The following is a 20,215-nucleotide window of genomic DNA, read 5'->3' as shown; positions in this document are numbered from 1 at the left end:
CCTGAACAGGACACGTTATGTACCAGTACCACAAGTGGCTACGTTCCTTTCATGCGGTGGCGAAGACCGGCAGCTTCACCCTTGCCGCCGAGTACTTGAGCGTCGGCCAGCCAACGGTCAGCGAACAGGTGAACGCCCTGGAAAAGCAGTTCTCGGTGGAGTTGTTCCACCGTCGTGGGCGCTTTATCGAGATGAGCGCGGCCGGCCACGCGCTCTACGGAATCACCCAGGGCCTGTTCGGCCAGGAGGATGAGGCCATGCAATTGCTGCACAGCTTCAAGCAGCGCAAGACCGGGATGTTGCGCCTGGGCGCGGTGTCGCCGCCGATCGCCATGAACCTGACGTACGAACTGATGCAACGCCACCCGGACATCGAGCTGGAAACCTCGTTTTCCCCGGAGAAGGAAACCCTCGACCGCCTGTTCAACTTTGATATCGACGTGGCCATCCTGGCCCTCTCGGAATTTGACCAACGCTTCGATACGCAGCTGTACCGGCGTTATCCGATCATCGCCGTGGTGCGCAACGACCACCCCTGGGCGGCACAGAAAGAAGTGCACGTCGCACAGATCAGCCAGGAGCGCTGGGTCATGCGCGAGCGCAGCTCACGCACCCGGCAGTTGGTGGAAGAAAGCTGCAAGCGCCTGGGTGTGGACCTCAACTGCGTGATGCAGCTCAACAGCCGCGAGGCCATCGTGCATGCCATCGCCAAGGGCATCGGCATCGGCTTTGTGTCGGCGGTGGAGTACGCCGAAACACCGGGCACTACCCCGATCACCTTTGTCGATCACCCGTTTTCCATCGACTACCACCTGTGTTGCCTGGGGATCCGGCGCAACCGCCCGATGATCGCCGAACTGTTTGAGGCCAGCCCCATACCGGCCACCTGAATCGCCTGATTTTTTTGCACGCAACCGGCTTACCTCGTTTATCGGGGGACGGCCCACCTATACCCGAAACTGGAGATTGCTCATGCATTACCAACCACCTTCCAAGCTGCAAGCCGTAGTCCTGGACTGGGCCGGCACCGTCGTCGACTTCGGCTCCTTCGCCCCCACGCAGATTTTTGTCGAAGCCTTTGCCGAATTTGGCGTCGCGGTATCCCTGGAGGAAGCGCGCGGCCCTATGGGCATGGGTAAGTGGGATCACATCCGCACCCTGTGCAATCAGCCGCAGATTGCCGAACGTTATCGCGCCGTATTCAACCGCCAGCCGACCGATGAGGACGTCACCGCCCTGTATGAGCGTTTCATGCCCCTGCAGATCGAGAAGATCGCCCTGCACTCGGCGGTGATTCCCGGCGCACTGGAGGCGATTGAAAAATTGCGGGTCCAGGGCTTGAAGATCGGCTCCTGCTCGGGCTATCCGGCGGTAGTGATGGCCAAAGTGGTTGAACTTGCGCGGCAGAACGGCTACGTGGCCGATCATGTGGTGGCCACTGACGAAGTGCCCAACGGTCGCCCGCATCCCGCCCAGGCCCTGGCCAACGTGATTGCCTTGGGCATCAGCGATGTGGCGGCATGCGTCAAGGTCGACGACACTTGGCCGGGTATCCTGGAAGGACGCAGTGCCGGCATGTGGACGGTGGCGCTGACCTGCTCCGGCAACGCGCTGGGCCGGACTTACGCGCAATACAAGGCGATGCCGGCTGCGGAACTGGCTCAGGAGCGTGAGCGTATTACCCAGATGTTTGAGGGTTCGCGACCGCACTACCTGATCGACACCATCGTCGACCTGCCAGCGGTGATCGATGACATCAATGCGCGACTAGCGCGTGGTGAAACACCCCAGGGCACCTGATCCTGCCAGCCTGCTCGTCTGTGGCGAGCGGGCTTGTCGGAGCGCCGCATCGCCCGCGCTGGGCTGCGTAGCAGCCCAAACCAGCCGCTACGGAATATCTGATGCACCGAACTCGACTCGTTAGGGCTGCTACGCAGCCCAGCGCGGGACAAGCCCGCTCGCCACAAAAGGCATGCCAGCCCTGACAGACGCGATGAATGATGTTTGGGCTATTGCGTCTGAAAGGTCTCAAGATACGCCAGCAGATTCTCGATCTTCTGCTGATCGCTGATCCCCCAGAAAATCATGCGGGTGCCGCTCACCACTTTCTTCGGGTTCTCGATATAGGCGGCAAGCTTTTCCCGCGTCCACACCACACCTGAGTTTTTCATCGCGTCGGAATACTGATAATCCGCCGTGGTGCCCGCCAGCCGCCCGATCACTCCATTAAGCTGTGGCCCGAAACCGCCGCGTGCGTTCAACCCGACACTGTGGCAACCGCCGCAGGTCTTGGTGAACAACTTGCCACCCACCTCGACATCACCCGCTGCCGTCGCCGAAGTGTTAAAGAGCGCGGCAGTGAGCAAAAGAGTCAGTAAGGCAGCGGGTTTCATCAGGGGCTCCAGGTCGGGGCTTCAAAAGCAAAGGCGGCAATTATGCCTGCGGTTTACTTGTCCTCGTCCACGTTATTGAAGCGCCACCGGTTGATTTGCCAAAGCAGGGCTGGCTGTAGGCGTTCTCTCTTATGTTTTCCCCGGCTGAAAAAGTGCGTTTGCAGGTCCAGGAAGTGCCAATCGCGCCCAACCTGACAAAACATTTAGACACAGCCATTCAATTGCCATCACTCTCCCCCTCTGTTTGCATGCGCACTTTCCCTCAGCACGTCAGTTCAGGAGAGATCGATGAGAACCATGGTGGTCGGTGCAAGCAAAGGTTTGGGCAGGGCCTTTATGGAAGGCCTGGGTGGGGTGGGAGATACCTTGATCGGTGTCTCGCGCAGCCGTCCCACTGGCTTGGTATCCAGCACCGGCGCCGAAGTGTCGTGGGTAGAAGCCGACCTTGGTCAACCAGCGCAGGCCGCGCAGCTCATCGAGCAAGCAGTGGTACAGGACGGCCTCGACACACTGATCTACAACCTGGGCATCTGGGAGGATCGGGCGTTCGATGAGGCCTACAGCTTCCTCAAGGATGAAGACACCCAGGTGCAAGCCATCGTCAGTTGCAACATCACCGCGCCTCTGCTGCTGATCAAGCGCCTGCTGCCCGTACTGTTAAAAAGCCCCAACCCACGCATCATCCTTACCGGCTCGACCTCGGGCCTGCCCCAGAGCGGGCGCCCGGAAGTCACGTTTGGCGCGTCGAAATTCGCTTTGCGCGGCATGGCCGACGCCCTGCGCGAAGGCTATCGGCACCAGCGCCTGGGCGTGACTTGCCTGAATCTGGGCTACCTGAATACCGAGGACCCGTTGAGCACATCCCGACTTGAGGCTGAACAGCGCGGCGACGGGCAGTTGATCCCGGTACACGACGTGGTGCAGGTGGTGCGCATGGCCTTGAGCCTGTCATCGGCCAGCTTCGTCAAGGAGCTGACGTTGCCGGCCCTGCTCGATGAACGGTTCTGACTGAACAGACCGACTCTTCAGACCACCATGTAAAGCGCCATCAGGCACAACGGCACCAGCAGCAGCCCCAGCAACATCATGAACACCACACTCATGGCGTTGACCCGGGGCGTTCCAACATGACTGACAAACCCCATGCACAGGCGTCGCAGCAGCTCCGCGCCCCTGGCGAACTGGTAGGCCACGGTGATGGTCAGCAGTGAGAGGGTTCCGGTGACCGCGCAGTAAAACAGGATCGGCTCAGGCATGAAGTAGCTGGAGACAAGCCCTTCGGACGTGGCATAGATAAACGTCACGGGCTGAAACAGCGAAATCGAATACAGCACATCGCGCAAAGGACTGAACGTGATCGTCGGCCGCACTTCGTCGGCGGGCAACATGGCGTACAGCTCGTTCATATCCGACCAGCGAAACCAGTAAACCGCCGCGCTGAACAGCAGGTACGCCAATGCAATCGTCGCCGAAAAACACCACAGGAACCGCCACGAACCAAAACCGCGGCGCATCCCCACATTGATGCTCCATTTCGTCAATTGGATGGTCACGCAATCGATCACGATCGCTACGAGCAGGCCCTTGCTATAAAAGTCCTTGATCGCTTGCAGCACATTGGGCGGCGGCGGCACATTGAACACGTGCTCAGGGTTTTTAAACAGGTAGATATCCAGCAGCCACACGACAAAAAACACCAGCGACACCAGCAAGGTGTACAGCGGGATGCTGATCAACTGACGCCTGGCCAGCAACGTGCGCCCGAACACCCGCTGAAAAAAACTGGCCCACAGCTGGGCGATCCCGATAGACCAGTCGCGGCCAAGGCTCATGCCCCTCAAGGTCTTGAGTATTTCCAGGCGGCTTTTTTTGGTGGAAAACGCCACTGCCACCAACACCCCGGTACAGCCGAACAAAACGGTGGCAACCACGATCAACGCGCCGATCATTTCTTTCACACTGGCATTCCTTGCTGTGAGTTTTCGCGGCCCGCATCCTGACTTAAGCCACCCATGGTTCGCAAGCAACGACCGTTTGCACATGCCGTAGATAGCGGCAAGCGACCACCCATCGAATAAAAAACATCCAATCGAACCTATCCACAGGCGGGCCACTCCACCTTATTCAACCCGGATGGTGGAGTAAGGATCATGGCTCAGCCATCGATATTGGTACTGGAAGACGACGAGATTATTCGTTCGTTGATGGTAGATGTGCTGGAGGATTTCGGCGCAGTGGTAACCTCTTTCCCCTCGGCGGATGAAGGGATGATTTTCCTGGAGAGGAGCAGTGATCCGGTAGACCTGATTGTCAGCGATATCCAGATGCCCGGCCTGCTCAACGGGTATGACCTGAGCAAGGTCGTGGCCCATCGCTGGCCATCCTTGCCGGTGGTATTGACCTCAGGCAATACGGGCATGGCCGCGCAATTGGGTAGCACGGTGAAGTTTTTGCCCAAGCCCTGGAGCACTGAGCGGCTGATCGACTGCGTGCAGGCTGCGCTGGTGCAAGGGAAACCTCTGCACTAGCGGCGCACTATCTAGGCAATCGAACTTCGCGGCAGCGTGTGAGGTCTGTTTTTGAGTATCTGGCTATTTTTCTGACGATAACGTCAGATTTTTCGTTATGACTTCTCAGGTACGGACGATCGGGCATATAGAATTGTTGCCTACCCTTCACTCACGCGTCAGCCATGGCCCGCCCTGGCTGCCCCATCCGAGTTCCCTGCATGCATCCATCGGCCCATGACGTCGAGGCGCCCTCCCTGCTTGAAGCCTTGCGCTCAGGCACAGCCCAGCTCCATGTGGCCCTGGAAAAACGTTTGCCGTTCTTTTCACCGAGACTGGATGCCGACTGGTATGGCCGCCTGCTTGCGGCCTACTACGGTTTCTACAATCCGATGGAATCGCGACTGTACGACAGCGCGTTAATTCCTGTGGGATTCGACCAGACGCTGCGAGTGAAAACACCAACCCTGCACAGTGACCTGATTGCCTTGGGCCTGGCTAACCCAGCGATTGTCGCCCTGCCCCTCTGCCCGAGCCTCCCTCCTCTCGGCACGCCGGCCGCCTGCCTGGGCGTGTTGTATGTGCTCGAAGGTGCGACCCTTGGCGGCCAGGTGCTGCGCCGGGAGATGGCCCGGCGCCTGGCGCTGGACACCAGCAATGGCGGCGCCTTTCTCAATGTTTATGGCGCCGAGACGGGTCGGCGCTGGAAAGACTTTCTCGACTACCTGGGCCACGTCCCGCTGGACGACCTTGGCCGTCAGCAGGCGGCAGACGCGGCGTGCGCGACATTTCGCTGTTTTGAGCAATGGCTCGACAGCCAGGAGGTACTGCTATGAAACCCGATGACTTTGAACAATTGCTGGCCAACTGTGCCGACGAGCCGATCCGTTTCCCCGGCGCGATCCAGCCTCACGGCGTGCTGCTGACCCTGCGCGAACCAGACCTGCAGATCGTGCAAGTCAGCGCCAACGTGGCCAGCCTGTTCAATCACCAGCCCGACGCCTTGCTCGGCCAGCCGCTGGATACGCTGCTGGGCACGCCAAACACCCACGCCGTGCGCCAGATGGCCAGCCAACCCAGCTTTATCGACGCCCCGGCGCTGCACGTTACCCTCAACGGTGGCCAGTTCGAAGGCCTGTTGCATCGCCACCAAGGCGTGCTGGTGCTGGAGTTCGAGCCGCTGCACAAGCACTTTCAGCCCAAGTCCCAGAATGGCCATGCCAGCAACCTGGGCAAGATGCTGCAACGGTTGCAGTCGGCGAAAACCCTGCAAGCCTTGTACGAAATCAGCGTGAGCGAAATCCAGGCCATGACCGGCTATGACCGGGTACTGATTTATCGCTTCGAAGAAGAAGGCCACGGACAGGTCATCGCCGAAGCGTCCGCGCCCTCCATGGAACTGTTCAACGGCCTGTTCTTCCCGGCGTCCGACATCCCCGAGCAAGCCCGCGAGTTGTACCGCACCAACTGGCTGCGGATCATCCCCAATGCCGACTACGAGCCGGTACCGCTGCTGCCCAAGCTGCGCCCGGACACCGGACAGCCGCTGGATTTGAGCTTCGCCACCCTGCGTAGTGTGTCGCCGATCCACTGCCAATACATGAAGAACATGGGGGTGCTGTCGTCCATGAGCATCTCGCTGATGAAAGGCGACAAGTTGTGGGGCCTGATCAGTTGCGGTAACCGCGAGCCGCTGCATGTGCCCAACGACCTGCGTACCACCTGCCAGACCATCGGCCAGGTGCTGTCGTTGCAGATCAGTGCCATGGAAGCCCTGGACATCAGCCGCCAGCGTGAAGAAAAAGTCGAAGCCCTGGACGTGCTTAACCAGGCGATGAGCAACTCATCGGACGCTGTGTTCGACGGCCTGGCCCAATGCCCGCAGGTCCTGATGGACCTGGTGCAGGCCGGCGGCGTGGCAATCATTGAAGGCCAGCAACTGCACCGCTACGGCAACTGCCCGGAGCCGGCGCAGATCCGCGCCTTGCATAAATGGCTGCAAGAAACCGGGCAACCGGTGTTTGCCAGCCATCACCTGTCAGCGGTCTACCCGCCCGCAGCGGATTATCAGCCGGTAGCCAGCGGCGTCCTGGCCATGAGCTTGCCCAAACCGGTGGACAACGGCGTGCTGTGGTTCCGCCCGGAAGTCAAAGAGAACATCCAATGGAGCGGCGACCCGAAGAAACCGCTGGCCCTGGAAAAATCCGACACGGGCCTGCGCCTTCGCCCACGCACCTCGTTTGAAATCTGGAAGGTGGAAATGGCCGGCATCTCCAGCAAGTGGAGCCCCGGCGACCGCTTTGCCGCCAACGATCTGCGCCGTTCAGCCCTGGAAAACGACCTGGCCCGCCAGGTCCTGCGCGAACAACAGGCCGTGCGCGCCCGGGATGAGCTGGTAGCCGTGGTGTCCCATGACCTGCGTAACCCGATGACCGTGATCTCGATGCTCTGCGGCATGATGCAAAAGGCTTTCAGTTCCGATGGCACCCACACCTCGCGGCGGATTTCCTCGGCCATCGACACCATGCAGCAAGCCGCTGGGCGCATGAATGTGTTGCTGGAAGATTTGCTCGATACCTCAAAGATCGAAGCGGGCCGCTACACCGTAAGGCCGGTGCCGTTGGACGTCAGCCAGATCTTTGAAGAAGCCTACTCGCTGCTGGCGCCCCTGGCCCTGGAAAAGGGCGTGGACCTGTCGTTCAACAGCGAGCCCGGCCTGCAAATCAACGCCGACCCTGAGCGTTTGTTCCAGGTGCTGTCGAACCTGATCGGCAACGCCATCAAATTCACGCCACGCCAGGGCAATATCGGTATTTCGGCGATGAGCAATGGCGAGGAGATTGTGTTTTCAGTACGTGACTCCGGCGAGGGCATTGCCCCTGACCAACTGCCCCACGTGTTTGATCGCTATTGGACCCTGAGCGAAAACAATCCCACGGGCAGTGGCCTGGGGTTGTATATCACCCAGGGTATCGTCAAGGCCCACGGCGGCCGGATCGAAGCCCAAAGCGAGCTGGGCCGTGGCAGCGAGTTCCGCTTTACCGTGCCCAAAGTGCCGAAACAATCACACATATGATCGGGCATGCTGTGGCAGGCCTGCTTGCCACGGCATTGTCAGCGTCGTATTCATATTTTGAAGTGAGGTGTTTATAGCTCGGTCATCAACCGTCTAGGTAGCGTTGGCGTCGCCATGGCAAAGCCAGGCGTTCTTACAGAGGAATTACCGATGATCCCTACTATCACACCCTCCGTCGTACACCTGCATCAGTACCCCGCGCACTCGGACGAACCTGCCCTCACGCGCAACAAACGCTCCCTCGACCAACCCTTCGCCGCAGGCCCGACCAATGACGTCAACAGCCTTTCGGCCAACGACCGCCGCAAGAGCACCGGCACGCTGGACAGCCTAGGCCGTGGCAACCTGCTGTAGATAATCCAGGCAGGGGCCCCGCCCCTGCCGCTTTGACAAAACACCGACATCCACTGCGTTAACCTTTGCAATCCTCCCCCGCACAGAGCCGTTTTTTCATGCTGCAACCCGATACATTGCCCGCCGTCCTCGCCGGCCCCTTGTTGCGTCGCCTGGAACCCGGGCGCCTGGTGTTGTGGCTAGTGGGCAGTCGAGCGCTGGCATTGACCCTGCGATTGCAGTTCACCCAGCAAGCGCGCCAACAGTCGCTGGATATCGAGCTCGACGCCACCCGCTGCCAGGTGATCCCTGTGGGCCGCGCAGCGTTTATCCACCTGATCGATGTAGCGCTGGACACGCCGCTTCCCCAGGACGTGCCCATCAACTATGACCTGCTGACCCATGATGGAGCCGGCATCGCCGAGTGGGCGCCGCACCTGCTGTACGCCAATGCCCAGACCCCGGATTTCATCCTGCACAGCCGTATCCGCCAGTTGCTGCACGGCTCTTGCCGCAAACCCCACCATTACGCCGATGAAGGCCTGCTCTGCGCGGATCGCCTGTTGGCCGAAGATCGCAGCCTGGCCCAGCGCCCAGCCCTGTTGATGATGAGTGGCGACCAGGTGTATGCCGACGATGTCGCCGGGCCGATGCTGCGCGCCATTCATGGGCTGATTGCCCGCCTGGGCCTGTTCGATGAACACCTCGATGGCGCAGTGGTGGACGACAGCACTCGGCTCTACGACCACCCCGCCAGCTACTACCATCGCGCCGACCTGTTGCCGGCCCTGGAGAGCAACGAGACCCTGCGCGAACGCTTTTTTGGCGGCGTGAAGAAACCGATCTTCACCAGCAGCACCGCCGACAACCACCTGGTAACTTTCGCCGAAGTCATGGCGATGTACCTGCTGGCCTGGTCGCCGATACCCTGGACCCTGATCGCCCCGCAACCGCCCACGCGGTTAGCCCTTGAAGAACGGGCACGCTACGCCCGCGAACAGGTGCCTGTGGATAAGTTTCGCGATGGCCTGGCCGGCGTGGCCCGGGTCTTCGCCCATGTTCCATGCCTGATGATCTTCGACGATCACGACATTACCGATGACTGGAACCTCAGCGCCCAGTGGGAGCAGACCGCCTACGCCAACCCCTTCTCCAAGCGCATCATCGGCAACGCCTTGCTCGCCTATATGCTTTGCCAGGGCTGGGGCAACAACCCTGACGCCTTCGTCCAGCTCGTGGAAAAAACCCTGGCCCTGACCGCCACGGCCCAGGATCACGACAATCATCTGCACGCCCCCAGCCAGGACCAATTGCTGGAAGATCTCCTGAAATTCCAACAGTGGCACTACGTGCTACCCACCACTCCCGCACTGGTGGTCATCGACACCCGTACACGGCGCTGGCGCAGCGAGTTCACCCTCAAGCAACCGTCCGGCCTGCTGGACTGGGAAGCCTTGAGCGAATTGCAACAGGAACTGCTGGACCACCCGTCGGCAATCATCGTTTCGCCCGCGCCGATCTTCGGCGTCAAGCTGATCGAAACCGTGCAGAAAGTCTTCAGTTGGTGCGGCTACCCGCTGTTGGTCGATGCCGAAAACTGGATGGCCCACCGTGGCGCCGCGCAAGTGATCCTGAATATCTTTCGCCACTCGCGCACCCCGGGTAACTACGTGATTCTCTCGGGGGATGTGCACTACTCGTTCGTCTACAAGGTACTGATACGCCATCGCAATGTCGGGCCGCATATCTGGCAGATCACCAGCAGCGGCATCAAGAACCAGTTCCCGCCGCGCCTGCTGGAATGGTTCGACCGCCTCAACCGCTGGCTGTACTCGCCGCGCTCCCCCCTGAACTGGCTGACCCGTCGCCGCCGCATGCAGGTGGTGCCGTATATCCCGGAACATGCCGAAGCCGGCGAGCGCCTGTGGAACAGTGCCGGCATCGGCCAGGTATTCTTCAACGAGCAAGGCCAGCCTGAGGCGATCTACCAGCACAATGCCAATGGTGCGCCGCCCACGCGCATGGTAGAGCCGCAATAGCCTGGAGGTCGCAAATAATGGCACTTAGCCATAAATTTGCAGCCTCTTCTATGCAGGTAAACCTCGTTGTACAGTAGGCCCAGCCACGGAGTATCGGCGTTAACACCTGACTGGCCACAGTGAGCCAGCACCCTCGCAGGGAGCGCGCAGATGGGCGATATATCCGATAAGGATCCGTTGAAAGGTGAGCTTTTCGACGTCAATGCCGACCTGGTCCATGCCATCATGGAACTGGTCAGCGATGGAATCTGGGATTGGAATGCCAACACCGGGTTTGTCTATCGCAACCCCGGCTGGTACGAAATGCTGGGCTACGATCCCCATTCCCTGGAAAATACGGTCTTCACCTGGGAAAGCGTGATCCATCCCGACGATTACCCCCATGTGATGAAAGTCTTCGATGACTACATCAATAGCCGCACCCCCCACTATCGAGCTGAATACCGCTGTCGAAAAAAAGACGGCACATGGCTGTGGATCGAAGACCGTGGCTACATGATCGCCCGCAACCCTGATGGTTCGGTGTGGCGCATGGTCGGCGCGCACCGCAGCATTCACGAGCGTAAACGCTCCCTGGAACAGCTTGAGCGGCGCAACCAATCCCTGGAAGCACTGGTAGCCGAACGCACCCGCGAACTGTCGCGGGTCAATCAGCAACTGCAATTGCAACTGAACGAAAACCGCTCCCTGGCCGAGCGCGATACCTTGACCCGCATCGCCAATCGCTATCGCCTGGAACAAGCCTTGCTGCAAGAGTGCGAACGCGCCCAACGGTTTCGCCTGCCGTTGGCGGTGATTGCCATGGATGTCGATGACTTCAAGCCGATCAACGACCAGCACGGACATGCCGTGGGCGATGCCACCTTGTTGCAAGTGGTCGAACGCCTGGAGCATTGCGTGCGCAAGGGTGACCTGCTGGCACGTTGGGGTGGCGATGAGTTTATGGTGATCATGCCCAAGAGCACGGTGGAAGCCGCCATGGGACTGGCCGAGCGTATCCGCCGGGCAGTCCTCGAAATCCCCCCCGTGGGAGAGTTCAAGGTGACCTTGAGCCTGGGGGTCGTACAACGCCTCAACGACGAGTCGCCCGCCAACCTGATGGCGCGGGCAGACCAAGCGTTGTACCGGTCCAAGGCTGCGGGCAAGGACCGGGTTTCACAATAGCCCTGTGGCGAGCGGGCTTGCCCCGCGCGGGGCTGCGCAGCAGCCCCATCCAATCGCCGCAACATGTCAGACCCAACCGGGCGCCAGGTTTTAGGGCGGCTTCGCCCCCCAACGGGGGACAAGCCCCCTCTCCACATTCACCGCGCCAGCCTGCCAACTGCGACCAGAGCGCCCGTTGTGGCGAGCGGGCTTGCCCCGCGCTGGGCTGCGCAGCAGACCCATCCAATCGCCGCAACATGTCAGACCCAACCGGGTGCCAGCTTTTAGGGCGGCTTCGCCACCCAACGAGGGACAAGCCCCCCTCTCCACATTCACCGCGCCAGCCTGCCGACTGCGACCAGAGCGCCCGTTGTGGCGAGCGGGCTTGCCCCGCGCTGGGCTGCGCAGCAGCCCCCATCCAATCGCCGCAGCGTGTCAGCCCCCCACCGGGACCCAGATTTTAGGGCGGCTTCGCCCCCCAACGGGGGACAAGCCCCCTCTCCACATTCACCGCGCCAGCCTGCCGACTGCGGCCAGAGCGCCCGTTGTGGCGAGCGGGCTTGCCCCGCGTTGGGCTGCGCAGCAGCCCCATCCAATCGCCGCAACATGTCAGACCCAACCGGGTGCCAGGTTTTAGGGCGGCTTCGCCCCCCAACGGGGGACAAGCCCCCTCTCCACATTCACCGCGCCAGCCTGCCGACTGCGACCAGAGCGCCCGTTGTGGCGAGCGGGCTTGCCCCGCGCTGGGCTGCGCAGCAGCCCCATCCAATCGCCGCAACATGTCAGACCCCACCGGGACCCAGATTTTAGGGCGGCTTCGCACCCCAACGAGGGACAAGCCCCCTCTCCACATTCACCGCGCCAGCCTGCCAACTGCGGCCAGAGCGCCCGTTGTGGCGAGCGGGCTTGCCCCGCGCTGGGCTGCGCAGCAGCCCCATCCAATCGCCGCAACATGTCAGACCCAACCGGGTGCCAGCTTTTAGGGCGGCTTCGCCACCCAACGAGGGACAAGCCCCCTCTCCACATTCACCGCGCCAGCCTGCCGACTGCGACCAGAGCGCCCGTTGTGGCGAGCGGGCTTGCCCCGCGTTGGGCTGCGCAGCAGCCCCATCCAATCGCTGCAACATGTCAGACCCCACCGGGACCCAGATTTTGGGGCGGCTTCGCCACCCAACGGGGGACAAGCCCCCTCTCCACAGCTGACCTCCTGCCCAGCAGCCCCCACTCCCCCAGGGCACAGGCTTTTTTTGCCAATGCCTGCGCGCTAGTAACGCGCATCCACCGGCTTGCCGCCGTTCGGCCAGTCCTTGACCTTGTCCGGGAAGTCCGGGCGTGGTTTTTGCGAGAAGTAGGCGGCAACGTCCACCGCTTCCTGGTCCGACAAGCCACCCTGGCCCAACGGGAATTTTTCATGGAAGCCGATTGGCATGTTGCGTTTGACGAACGCGGCCGCAGTGTAAGTGCGGGCCATGCCGGCCCCGATGTTGAACGACTGGTCGCCCCACAACGGTGGGTACACCAGGGTGCCGTCCGCTCGGGCCAGGCCCTCGCCGTCGTTACCGTGGCACACCGCGCATTGCTTGGCGTAGACCTGTTCGCCATTGGCCAGGTCGGGCTTGATGGCCGGGTCGATCTTGCCGACACCACGGCCAGCTACCTTGTCCTCGGGCTTGGTGTTGTTTTTCATCCAATCGAAGTACGCCACCATCGCCAGCATATCCGCCGATTGTGGCGGCACCGGTTTGCCATTCATCGAGCGGCGGAAGCAACCGTTGATGCGTTCTTCCAGGCTCACCACCTTGCCAGCACGCGGGGCGTAGCTGGGGAAGAAAGCCGACACGCCCACAAACGGCGAGCCATCCGCCACGGTGCCGGCATTGAGATGGCAACTGGTGCAGTTCAGCGAGTTACCGACATTGTCTGGCAGCAGCTCCTTGGTTTGCAGGTGCAGACGCATGCCACGTACCACTTGGTCGGCATTCGGCGCCGCCAGTAGGTTGGCCAGGCGCGGCGTCTCGAACGCCGAGGAGTCGGTGCTCACCGGGTTGAGTTGGTCACGCATTTTCTTCACCTGGGCGGTGCTGATCGGCGACCCCTCGTTGCCCCAGCGCGTGCGCACAAAGGTGAGGATTTCCGCCACTTCGTTGTTCCCCAGGCGCGCAAAGCCCGGCATGGTGTAGACCCGTGGATGGGCTGCAGTCTCGGCGGTTTCCCAACCGGTGAGGGTGATGTGCAGCAGCGAGGTCGGGTTGCTGGCAACCACGCCGGCGTTGCCGGCCAATGCCGGGAACAACCCCTTCACGCCCGCGCCGTCGCTGCGATGGCAATCACTGCAGAACTGCATGTAGCCCAGGCCGCCACGGCTGGTGAACAAGTCCTTGGGCAGTTCGGTGGGGCCTTTGGCGACGGCCGGCATCGGCAGGTCGTCCTTGCCCGGTGGCAGGGATTTCAGATAGGTCGCAATGGCCGTCAGGTCGGCATTCGTGAAGTGCTGGGTACTGTGCTGGATCACATCCACCATGTTGCCCGACACGGTGGCAAAGCGGTTCTGCCCGGTCTTGAGCAGTTGCACGGTGTCGTCCACCGTCCATAGGTTGCGCAGACTCAAGGCGCGCCAATGCTCGACGGTTTCCCCGCCCAGGTAGTGCTCGCCGCCGCTGCCGGTGTCGCTCATGGCTTTTTCCTGGAAGGCGATGCCCCGTGGGGTATGGCACGAGCCGCAATGGCCGAGACTCTGGACCAGATAGGCGCCCCGGTTGAGCACTGCATCTCGGGTCGGGTCGGGCTGGAACGGTTGTTTGTCGAGGAACATCAAATTCCACAACGCCAGGCCCCAGCGCTGGTTGAACGGGAAGCCCATGTCGGCTTCGAGGTTGGCCTGTTTCACCGGCTTGACCTCTTGCATCAAGTAGGCGAACAGGGCGCGCATGTCCTCTTCGCTCATCTTCGCGTAGGACGGATACGGCATCGCCGGGTACAGGTTCATACCCGCCGGCGTCACGCCTTCGCGCATCACGCGATCGAACTGTTCGAAGCTGTAGTTACCGATCCCAGTCTCGCGGTCCGGGGTGATGTTGCTGGAATAGATGGTGCCCATGGGCGTGCTCAGCTCCAGGCCACCCGCCATCTCGGGGCCTTGCTTGGCGGTGTGGCAGGCGATGCAGTCACCGAGTTGGGCAACGTATTTGCCCTGGGCGATCAGTTCGGTATCGGGTTTGGCGGGTTCGTTGGCATACAGAGGAAGCGCAAGACACAGCGTCGCCCCCATCAAGGCCAAACGTGACAGAGAAAGGGCCATCGCATTATTCCTTTAATAACCTGGCCTGGGGGTTGGCCCCTGGGTACAGGTTTATCTTCGTTTTTATGAGGTCATCAGGCGGACAACCGGGGCTTTGTAAGCCCCGGTTTGTTGTAGCGGATTTTCGAGAGTGGCCCGTTGATATGGATCAGGGCCGGGGAAGGTTCAGGCGTTTTGCAGGTATTGCGCAGCGTCGAGTTCGATCATCACCGGCTGGCGGCTGCCGGCCAGGGTTTGCAACAGCTCATGCAAGGCCTGTGGCGTGGCAGCGGTGTGGTGCTCAACATGGCAGCTGCGGGCCATCGCGGCAAAGTCCGGGGTCAAGATATCCACGCCCAGCGGGGTGATTTCCCGGGCTTGCATGTAGTCGCGGATCTCGCCGTAGCACTGGTTGTTCCACACCACCAGGATCACGCCGATACCCGCCTCACGGGCCGCGATCAGTTCGTTGCTGGCAAATTGCAGGCCGCCATCGCCCACCAGCGCCACCACCGGTCGCCCGGGCTTGGCCAGCTTGGCGCCAATAGCCGCCGGCAACCCGTAGCCGAGAGTGCCGTAGCCAGTGCCGGCATTGAACCAACTGTTGGCCGCCGGCGCCTGATAGCCCACCGCGCCCTGATACACCGGCTGGGTCGAATCGCCGACGATCAACGGGTCGACCAGGCTGTCGCGCAGCAAGTCCAACAAGCCTTGCAGCCCCTGCTGCTTAGCGTTCCAGGTCTCGCGTTCCAGGCGGTTGACCCGCTGCACGCTGTCCTGCGCCCAACGCCCGCTCGGGGCTGGCGGGCGGACCTCATCCAGCAGCGCCTGCAACCCTTCGCGGGCATCGCCCACCAGCCCGACATGAGCCCGTTGCACGCCCATGACTTGCATCGGGTCGATATCCAGGCGGATCAGCGGCGCCTTGAATTTCAGTGGGCCAAGGCCGAAGAAGTCGTAGTCGGTTTCCCCAAGCTCCGTGCCCACGGCGAGGATCACATCGGCTTCGTCAAACAGCGAGCGGCCATGTTTGGATGACTGCACGCCGTCCAGCAACAAGGGGTGGCCCATGGGCAATAAGCCACGGGCATTGGTGGTCAGGGCCACCGGCGCTTGCAGGCGCTCGGCCAGTTGCTGCAGCACTTCGGCGCAATCACGAGCCCCACCGCCGGCGAGAATCAGCGGCCGTCGCGCATCGTTGAGCAAGTTCAACGCTGCACGCAGCGAGGCTGGCGCGGGAGCCGGTGCACCCGGCAGGCTGCGGGGCATCAGGTTGAGGTCGATGGCCGGCATATCCAGCACATCCAGGGGGATTTCCAGATGCACCGGGCGCGGGCGCGCGCACTTGAATACGGCAAAAGCCCGCGCCAGCAGTTCCGGCAATTGCTCCGGCGACTGCAGGGTATGGCTGAAGGCACACACACCGGCGACCATCGCCCGTTGATCCGGCAACTCGTGCAAATGCCCATGGCCCAGGCGCAGATGTTCGCGGCGGTTGGTGGTGGAAATCACCAGCATCGGCACCGAGTCGGCATAAGCCTGGCCCATGGCGGTCAGAATATTGGTCATACCGGGGCCGGTAATGATGAAACATACCCCCGGCTTGCCACTGGCGCGGGCGTAGCCGTCGGCCATAAAGCCGGCGCCCTGTTCATGGCGTGGGCTGACATGGCGCAGGCGGCTGCCGTGCAGGCCGCGATAGAGCTCGACGGTATGCACGCCGGGGATGCCGAACACGGTATCTACCCCATAACCTTCCAGCAGGCGAACCAGGGACTGGGCGCAGGTGGTCATTGCTCATTTCCTTCTTATTGTTCTGTGTCGATTGGCCAGACCTTAGGGCGCACCCGGAGGGCGGACAAGCAAAAAATTTACCGGCCATTGGCAAAAAAAATTCACGGATTGCCTGGCGTCAAAGCCCGCCGCCCAGCTGCGACTTCACCCACTCGCCAAACGCCTGCACCACCGGTCGTTCGACTTTCTGGTGATCGGCCACCAGGTAATAGCCACGGTTGGATTCGATCTCAGTCTCGAACGGTCGCACCAGCAAGCCCCTGGCCAGGGCCTCGCCGCTGATCAGGTTGTCGCCCATGGCGATGCCCTGGCTGGCGATGCACGCCGACTGCACAAAGTGCGCATCGGCAAACACGATGCCGCGCTGCACATCGACATTCGGCGCTCCCGCGGCGGCCAGCCAGACGCGCCAATCGGAGTAGTCGATCATGTGCAGCAAAGGCGCGCCCGCCAGGTGTTCCGGGTTCTTCAGGCCACCCATGGTGTTGACCAAGCGCGGGCTGCAGACCGGGAAGTAACGCAGCGAAACGATCTTCTGCACATGCTGGTTGGGCCAGTCGCCCATGCCGTAGGCGATAAACAGATCGGCGCCGTGGTCGCTGGTATCGTCTGGCGTGCGCGGTGAAATCAGGTGCAATTCGACCTGTGGATAAAGTGCCTGGAAGTCGGCGATATGCGTGCACAGCCAATAGGTGGCAAAGCCCGCCGGGCTGCTGATGCACAGGCGCCCGCTGACCTGCTGGCCATCGAAACGCTGCCCGGCCTCAAGAATATTGGCCAGCAATCCGTGGATATCCCGGGCATAGCGCTCACCTTGCCAGGTAATGCGGATATTGCGCCCGGTGCGCTCGGTCAGGGCAAAGCCCAGGGTTTGTTCCAGGCTTTTGATCTGATGGCTGATGGCGCTGGGGGTGAGGTTCAGCTCGAGGGCGGCCTCGGACACGCTGCCCAGCCGGGCCACCGCGTCCAGCGCCCGCAAGGCGGTCATGGAGGGGTAACGCATGGATGTTCACCTGCTCAAAGATACCCGCACCATAGCCGTAATCGGCCGTCAGACATAGCCACCGGCAAAGCGGACAGTTGAATTAAATTTCAAGATCGACGGAAAAATGCTCGATTGACCTCAAGTGGCCAGTGGCTATTCTCGACCTTCAGCACGGCACGCCCAAACTTGCCGGCGTTGGTCGTCAACGATGACATGGGCAGGCTGGATAAACGTGGTGTTCTTGCGTTTTTCGCTGGCAAGCCAGCTCCTTCAGGGGGCGGTGTCCAGGTTGATCAATTTACAAAAATAAAGAGGGAAAACCCTTGAACCCAGTCACCCCGGTGGTCGCCATTGATGCTCTGCACAAGAGCTACGCTGCGCACCATGTTCTCAAAGGCATTTCCCTGCGCGCCAACGAAGGCGATGTGGTGTCGCTGATCGGTTCCAGCGGTTCGGGCAAAAGCACCCTGCTGCGTTGCATCAACCTGTTGGAAATCCCTTGCAGCGGCAGCCTGCGCATCAACGGCGAAGAAGTGCGACTGAAAAAGGACCGCGCCGGTAACCCGCTGATCGCCGACCCGGATCAAGTCGCTCGCCTGCGCACACAACTGGGCATGGTGTTCCAGAGTTTCAACCTGTGGCCCCACCGCACCGTGCTGGAAAACGTCATCGAAGCACCGGTGTATGTGCTGGGTGAAGACCGCAAGGACGCCATCGCCCACGCCGAGCACCTGCTGGAAAAAGTCGGCCTGGCCAGCAAGCGCGATGCCTTCCCCGCCTTCCTTTCCGGTGGCCAGCAACAGCGCGTAGCCATCGCTCGTGCCCTGGCCATGCGCCCGCGCGTGTTGCTGATGGACGAGCCCACCTCGGCCCTGGACCCGGAGTTGGTCGGCGAAGTGCTGAAGGTGATCCAGGGCATCGCCGAAGAAGGCCGCACCATGATCCTCGTCACCCACGAAATGGCGTTTGCCCGCGATGTATCGAGCAAAGTCATGTTTTTGCACCAAGGGTTGGTTGAAGAAGAAGGCACGCCACAACAAGTCTTCCAGAACCCCACCAGCGAGCGTTGCCGCCAGTTCGTCATGGCCCAGGACAATCGCGTTTGAACTGCCGCTTCCATCCTTCAAAACAATAACTTCGAAAGGGTCAAGCCATGCACAACTCTCTGAAATCCCTCGCCGCCGGCTGCGTGCTCGCCGTGCTTTCCCACAGTGCCGTTGCCGCCGACAAAATCGTCTTTGGCATCGCCCTGGAACCTTACCCGCCGTTTTCCGAAAAAGCCGGCAATGGCGCCTGGAGCGGCTTCGAACCGGACCTGATCAAGGCCCTGTGCGAACGCATGCAAGCCCAATGCCCGCTCAAGGAAGTGTCCTGGGACGGCCTGATTCCGGCACTGCAATCGAGCCAGATCGATGTGATCCTCAACTCCCTGAGCATCACCGAAGAACGCGAAAAGGTCATCGCCTTCACCGCCCCGTACTACCAGACCCCAGCCATGTGGGTCGCCGACAAAAGCCTGGAGCTGGTCACCACCCCCGAGGGGCTCAAGGGCAAGTTGATCGGCGTGCAGGGCTCGACGTCCAACGCCACGTATCTCAAGGCCTACTACGCCAAGGGTTCGACCCTGCGCTACTACAACACCCAGGACGACATGACCGCCGACCTGCAAAGCGGACGGATCGACGTCATGCTGGCAGACGCCCTGACCATCGAGCCGATGCTCAAGTCCGCTGCCGGCAGCGGCCTGGCCGACAAGGGCCTGGCGCCCAAGGATCCGTTGTTCGGTTCCGGCATCGGCGCCGCTGTGCGCAAGGGTGATGACAGCCTGCGCGAGCAGCTCAACACCGCGCTGGCGGCGCTGAAGGCTGACGGCACCTACGACAAAATTCGCAGCCGCTATTTCAGCGTCGATATTTCCGCGCAATAACGTCCAACGGAACGCGCCATGATTTCTTTGTCCGAACTCACCCAGCTGTTCGTCGCCGACGGCTGGCTCAACGCCCTGCTCCAGGGGGCGGTGGTGACCTTGCAGATTTCCGCCGGGGCCTTTGTGCTGGGCCTGGGCATCGGCCTGCTGGTGGCCATGATCAAGCTCAAGGGCCCACGCTGGATGGTGCGCCTGGCCAACCTGTACACCACGCTGTACCGCGCGGTGCCGGAGTTGCTGCTGATTTTGCTGCTGTATTACGCCGGCACCGACCTGCTGAACATGGCGATGGCCGCCATGGGCCGCGACAGCGTGACGGTCAATGGCTTTATCGCTGCCGTGCTGGTGCTGGGCATTGTCCAGGGCGCCTATTCGGCGGAGATCATTCGTGGCGCGATCCAGGCCATTCCCGTCGGCCAATTGGAAGCAGCGCGGGCCTTTGGCATCGAGCGCTGGTTGCTGGTACGCCGGGTGTTGCTGCCCAGCATGCTGCCGTTTGCCATGGCCGGCCTGTCGAACCTGTGGCTGGTGCTGGTCAAGGACAGCGCGCTGATCAGCATCGTCGGCTACAGCGAGCTGCTCTCGGTGGGCAAGCAGGCGGCCGGTTCCACCAAACATTACCTGGTGTTCTACCTGGCGGTGGCAGCGGTGTATTTCATCATCACCCTGATTTCCAACGGCGCCTTCCGGGTGTTCGAGCGACGGATCAACCGCTGGATGCCGCAGCACTAAGGAGCGCAG

General features: G+C 61.4%; 17 protein-coding genes. 12 read left to right on the top strand and 5 right to left on the bottom strand.

Annotation, left to right across the window (positions count from 1 at the left end):
- Positions 1–17: 17 nt before the first annotated feature.
- Together JTY93_RS04920 and phnX are read left to right on the top strand one after the other, a co-directional pair.
- Positions 18–890: a LysR substrate-binding domain-containing protein gene (locus tag JTY93_RS04920; RefSeq protein WP_169999141.1), complete on the top strand. Its 873-nt coding sequence runs from the start codon at positions 18–20 to the stop codon at positions 888–890.
- 82 nt (positions 891–972) lie between these two features.
- Positions 973–1,800 carry a phosphonoacetaldehyde hydrolase gene (phnX, locus tag JTY93_RS04915; protein WP_205479731.1) on the top strand — a complete coding sequence of 276 codons (828 nt, stop codon included), beginning with the start codon at positions 973–975 and terminating at the stop codon, positions 1,798–1,800.
- A 209-nt stretch (positions 1,801–2,009) separates the two neighbouring features.
- Here the strand turns inward: phnX and JTY93_RS04910 are convergent, their stop codons facing one another.
- The gene (locus JTY93_RS04910) at positions 2,010–2,393 is read right to left on the bottom strand and encodes a c-type cytochrome (protein WP_205479733.1); all 384 of its coding nucleotides are present in this window, start codon (positions 2,391–2,393) and stop codon (positions 2,010–2,012) included.
- Between the two features lie 288 nt (positions 2,394–2,681).
- Here JTY93_RS04910 and JTY93_RS04905 point away from each other — a divergent pair, with 288 nt between their 5' ends.
- Positions 2,682–3,401 (top strand): SDR family NAD(P)-dependent oxidoreductase, encoded by a 720-nt coding sequence (locus JTY93_RS04905; RefSeq protein ID WP_205479735.1) that lies wholly within the window; start codon positions 2,682–2,684, stop codon positions 3,399–3,401.
- 17 nt (positions 3,402–3,418) lie between these two features.
- Here JTY93_RS04905 and JTY93_RS04900 read toward each other — a convergent pair whose 3' ends face one another.
- A complete protein-coding gene (locus JTY93_RS04900; protein WP_205479737.1) occupies positions 3,419–4,351 on the bottom strand; it encodes a hypothetical protein in 933 nt (310 codons plus the stop codon).
- Between the two features lie 192 nt (positions 4,352–4,543).
- Between JTY93_RS04900 and JTY93_RS04895 the strand changes: the two genes are divergently transcribed.
- The 6 genes from JTY93_RS04895 to JTY93_RS04870 all read left to right on the top strand — a co-directional run bounded on the left by JTY93_RS04895 (position 4,544) and on the right by JTY93_RS04870 (position 11,512).
- Positions 4,544–4,921: a response regulator gene (locus JTY93_RS04895; RefSeq protein WP_205479738.1), complete on the top strand. Its 378-nt coding sequence runs from the start codon at positions 4,544–4,546 to the stop codon at positions 4,919–4,921.
- A 200-nt stretch (positions 4,922–5,121) separates the two neighbouring features.
- Entirely contained in the window at positions 5,122–5,736 is a 615-nt protein-coding gene (locus tag JTY93_RS04890) for a biliverdin-producing heme oxygenase (RefSeq protein WP_205479740.1), read from the top strand.
- A complete protein-coding gene (locus JTY93_RS04885; RefSeq protein WP_205479757.1) occupies positions 5,733–7,976 on the top strand; it encodes an ATP-binding protein in 2,244 nt (747 codons plus the stop codon). Before JTY93_RS04890 ends, JTY93_RS04885 begins: the two co-directional genes overlap by 4 nt.
- A gap of 150 nt (positions 7,977–8,126) precedes the next feature.
- The gene (locus JTY93_RS04880) at positions 8,127–8,330 is read left to right on the top strand and encodes a hypothetical protein (RefSeq protein ID WP_169999125.1); all 204 of its coding nucleotides are present in this window, start codon (positions 8,127–8,129) and stop codon (positions 8,328–8,330) included.
- Positions 8,331–8,428: 98 nt separating this feature from the next.
- Entirely contained in the window at positions 8,429–10,348 is a 1,920-nt protein-coding gene (locus JTY93_RS04875; protein WP_205479759.1) for an alkaline phosphatase D family protein, read from the top strand.
- A 150-nt stretch (positions 10,349–10,498) separates the two neighbouring features.
- Positions 10,499–11,512 carry a sensor domain-containing diguanylate cyclase gene (locus JTY93_RS04870; protein ID WP_205479775.1) on the top strand — a complete coding sequence of 338 codons (1,014 nt, stop codon included), beginning with the start codon at positions 10,499–10,501 and terminating at the stop codon, positions 11,510–11,512.
- 1,243 nt (positions 11,513–12,755) lie between these two features.
- Here JTY93_RS04870 and JTY93_RS04865 read toward each other — a convergent pair.
- From JTY93_RS04865 to JTY93_RS04855, 3 genes are all read right to left on the bottom strand, one after another.
- Positions 12,756–14,789, bottom strand: coding sequence for a c-type cytochrome (locus JTY93_RS04865; RefSeq protein ID WP_205477076.1), 2,034 nt, complete (start codon positions 14,787–14,789; stop codon positions 12,756–12,758).
- Positions 14,790–14,954: 165 nt separating this feature from the next.
- Positions 14,955–16,562: a 5-guanidino-2-oxopentanoate decarboxylase gene (locus JTY93_RS04860; protein WP_205477077.1), complete on the bottom strand. Its 1,608-nt coding sequence runs from the start codon at positions 16,560–16,562 to the stop codon at positions 14,955–14,957.
- A gap of 118 nt (positions 16,563–16,680) precedes the next feature.
- Positions 16,681–17,565 carry a LysR substrate-binding domain-containing protein gene (locus JTY93_RS04855; protein WP_169999115.1) on the bottom strand — a complete coding sequence of 295 codons (885 nt, stop codon included), beginning with the start codon at positions 17,563–17,565 and terminating at the stop codon, positions 16,681–16,683.
- Between the two features lie 305 nt (positions 17,566–17,870).
- On the opposite strand from JTY93_RS04855, the gene JTY93_RS04850 reads away from it, so the two are divergent.
- From JTY93_RS04850 to JTY93_RS04840, 3 genes are read left to right on the top strand one after another with little or no spacing between them, the layout of a single operon-like run.
- Positions 17,871–18,653 carry an ABC transporter ATP-binding protein gene (locus JTY93_RS04850; RefSeq protein ID WP_029300232.1) on the top strand — a complete coding sequence of 261 codons (783 nt, stop codon included), beginning with the start codon at positions 17,871–17,873 and terminating at the stop codon, positions 18,651–18,653.
- A gap of 47 nt (positions 18,654–18,700) precedes the next feature.
- Positions 18,701–19,474: a transporter substrate-binding domain-containing protein gene (locus tag JTY93_RS04845; protein ID WP_205477078.1), complete on the top strand. Its 774-nt coding sequence runs from the start codon at positions 18,701–18,703 to the stop codon at positions 19,472–19,474.
- Positions 19,475–19,492: 18 nt separating this feature from the next.
- Positions 19,493–20,206: an ABC transporter permease gene (locus tag JTY93_RS04840; RefSeq protein WP_057437878.1), complete on the top strand. Its 714-nt coding sequence runs from the start codon at positions 19,493–19,495 to the stop codon at positions 20,204–20,206.
- Positions 20,207–20,215 lie beyond the last annotated feature (9 nt).

Source organism: Pseudomonas hygromyciniae, assembly GCF_016925675.1.
Classification (GTDB): domain Bacteria; phylum Pseudomonadota; class Gammaproteobacteria; order Pseudomonadales; family Pseudomonadaceae; genus Aquipseudomonas; species Aquipseudomonas hygromyciniae.
The sequence above is the reverse complement of the archived record's forward strand: the minus strand, read 5'-3'. Positions and strand labels throughout refer to the sequence as shown.

Bases quoted from the DNA above. Each gene is read 5' to 3' on its own strand.
- JTY93_RS04920 (WP_169999141.1), top strand. From the start codon at position 18: ATGTACCAGTACCACAAGTGGCTACGTTCCTTTCATGCGGTGGCGAAG.
- phnX (WP_205479731.1), top strand. From the start codon at position 973: ATGCATTACCAACCACCTTCCAAGCTGCAAGCCGTAGTCCTGGACTGG.
- JTY93_RS04910 (WP_205479733.1), bottom strand. From the start codon at position 2,393: ATGAAACCCGCTGCCTTACTGACTCTTTTGCTCACTGCCGCGCTCTTT.
- JTY93_RS04905 (WP_205479735.1), top strand. From the start codon at position 2,682: ATGAGAACCATGGTGGTCGGTGCAAGCAAAGGTTTGGGCAGGGCCTTT.
- JTY93_RS04895 (WP_205479738.1), top strand. From the start codon at position 4,544: ATGGCTCAGCCATCGATATTGGTACTGGAAGACGACGAGATTATTCGT.
- JTY93_RS04890 (WP_205479740.1), top strand. From the start codon at position 5,122: ATGCATCCATCGGCCCATGACGTCGAGGCGCCCTCCCTGCTTGAAGCC.
- JTY93_RS04885 (WP_205479757.1), top strand. From the start codon at position 5,733: ATGAAACCCGATGACTTTGAACAATTGCTGGCCAACTGTGCCGACGAG.
- JTY93_RS04880 (WP_169999125.1), top strand. From the start codon at position 8,127: ATGATCCCTACTATCACACCCTCCGTCGTACACCTGCATCAGTACCCC.
- JTY93_RS04875 (WP_205479759.1), top strand. From the start codon at position 8,429: ATGCTGCAACCCGATACATTGCCCGCCGTCCTCGCCGGCCCCTTGTTG.
- JTY93_RS04870 (WP_205479775.1), top strand. From the start codon at position 10,499: ATGGGCGATATATCCGATAAGGATCCGTTGAAAGGTGAGCTTTTCGAC.
- JTY93_RS04865 (WP_205477076.1), bottom strand. From the start codon at position 14,789: ATGGCCCTTTCTCTGTCACGTTTGGCCTTGATGGGGGCGACGCTGTGT.
- JTY93_RS04860 (WP_205477077.1), bottom strand. From the start codon at position 16,562: ATGACCACCTGCGCCCAGTCCCTGGTTCGCCTGCTGGAAGGTTATGGG.
- JTY93_RS04855 (WP_169999115.1), bottom strand. From the start codon at position 17,565: ATGCGTTACCCCTCCATGACCGCCTTGCGGGCGCTGGACGCGGTGGCC.
- JTY93_RS04845 (WP_205477078.1), top strand. From the start codon at position 18,701: ATGCACAACTCTCTGAAATCCCTCGCCGCCGGCTGCGTGCTCGCCGTG.
- JTY93_RS04840 (WP_057437878.1), top strand. From the start codon at position 19,493: ATGATTTCTTTGTCCGAACTCACCCAGCTGTTCGTCGCCGACGGCTGG.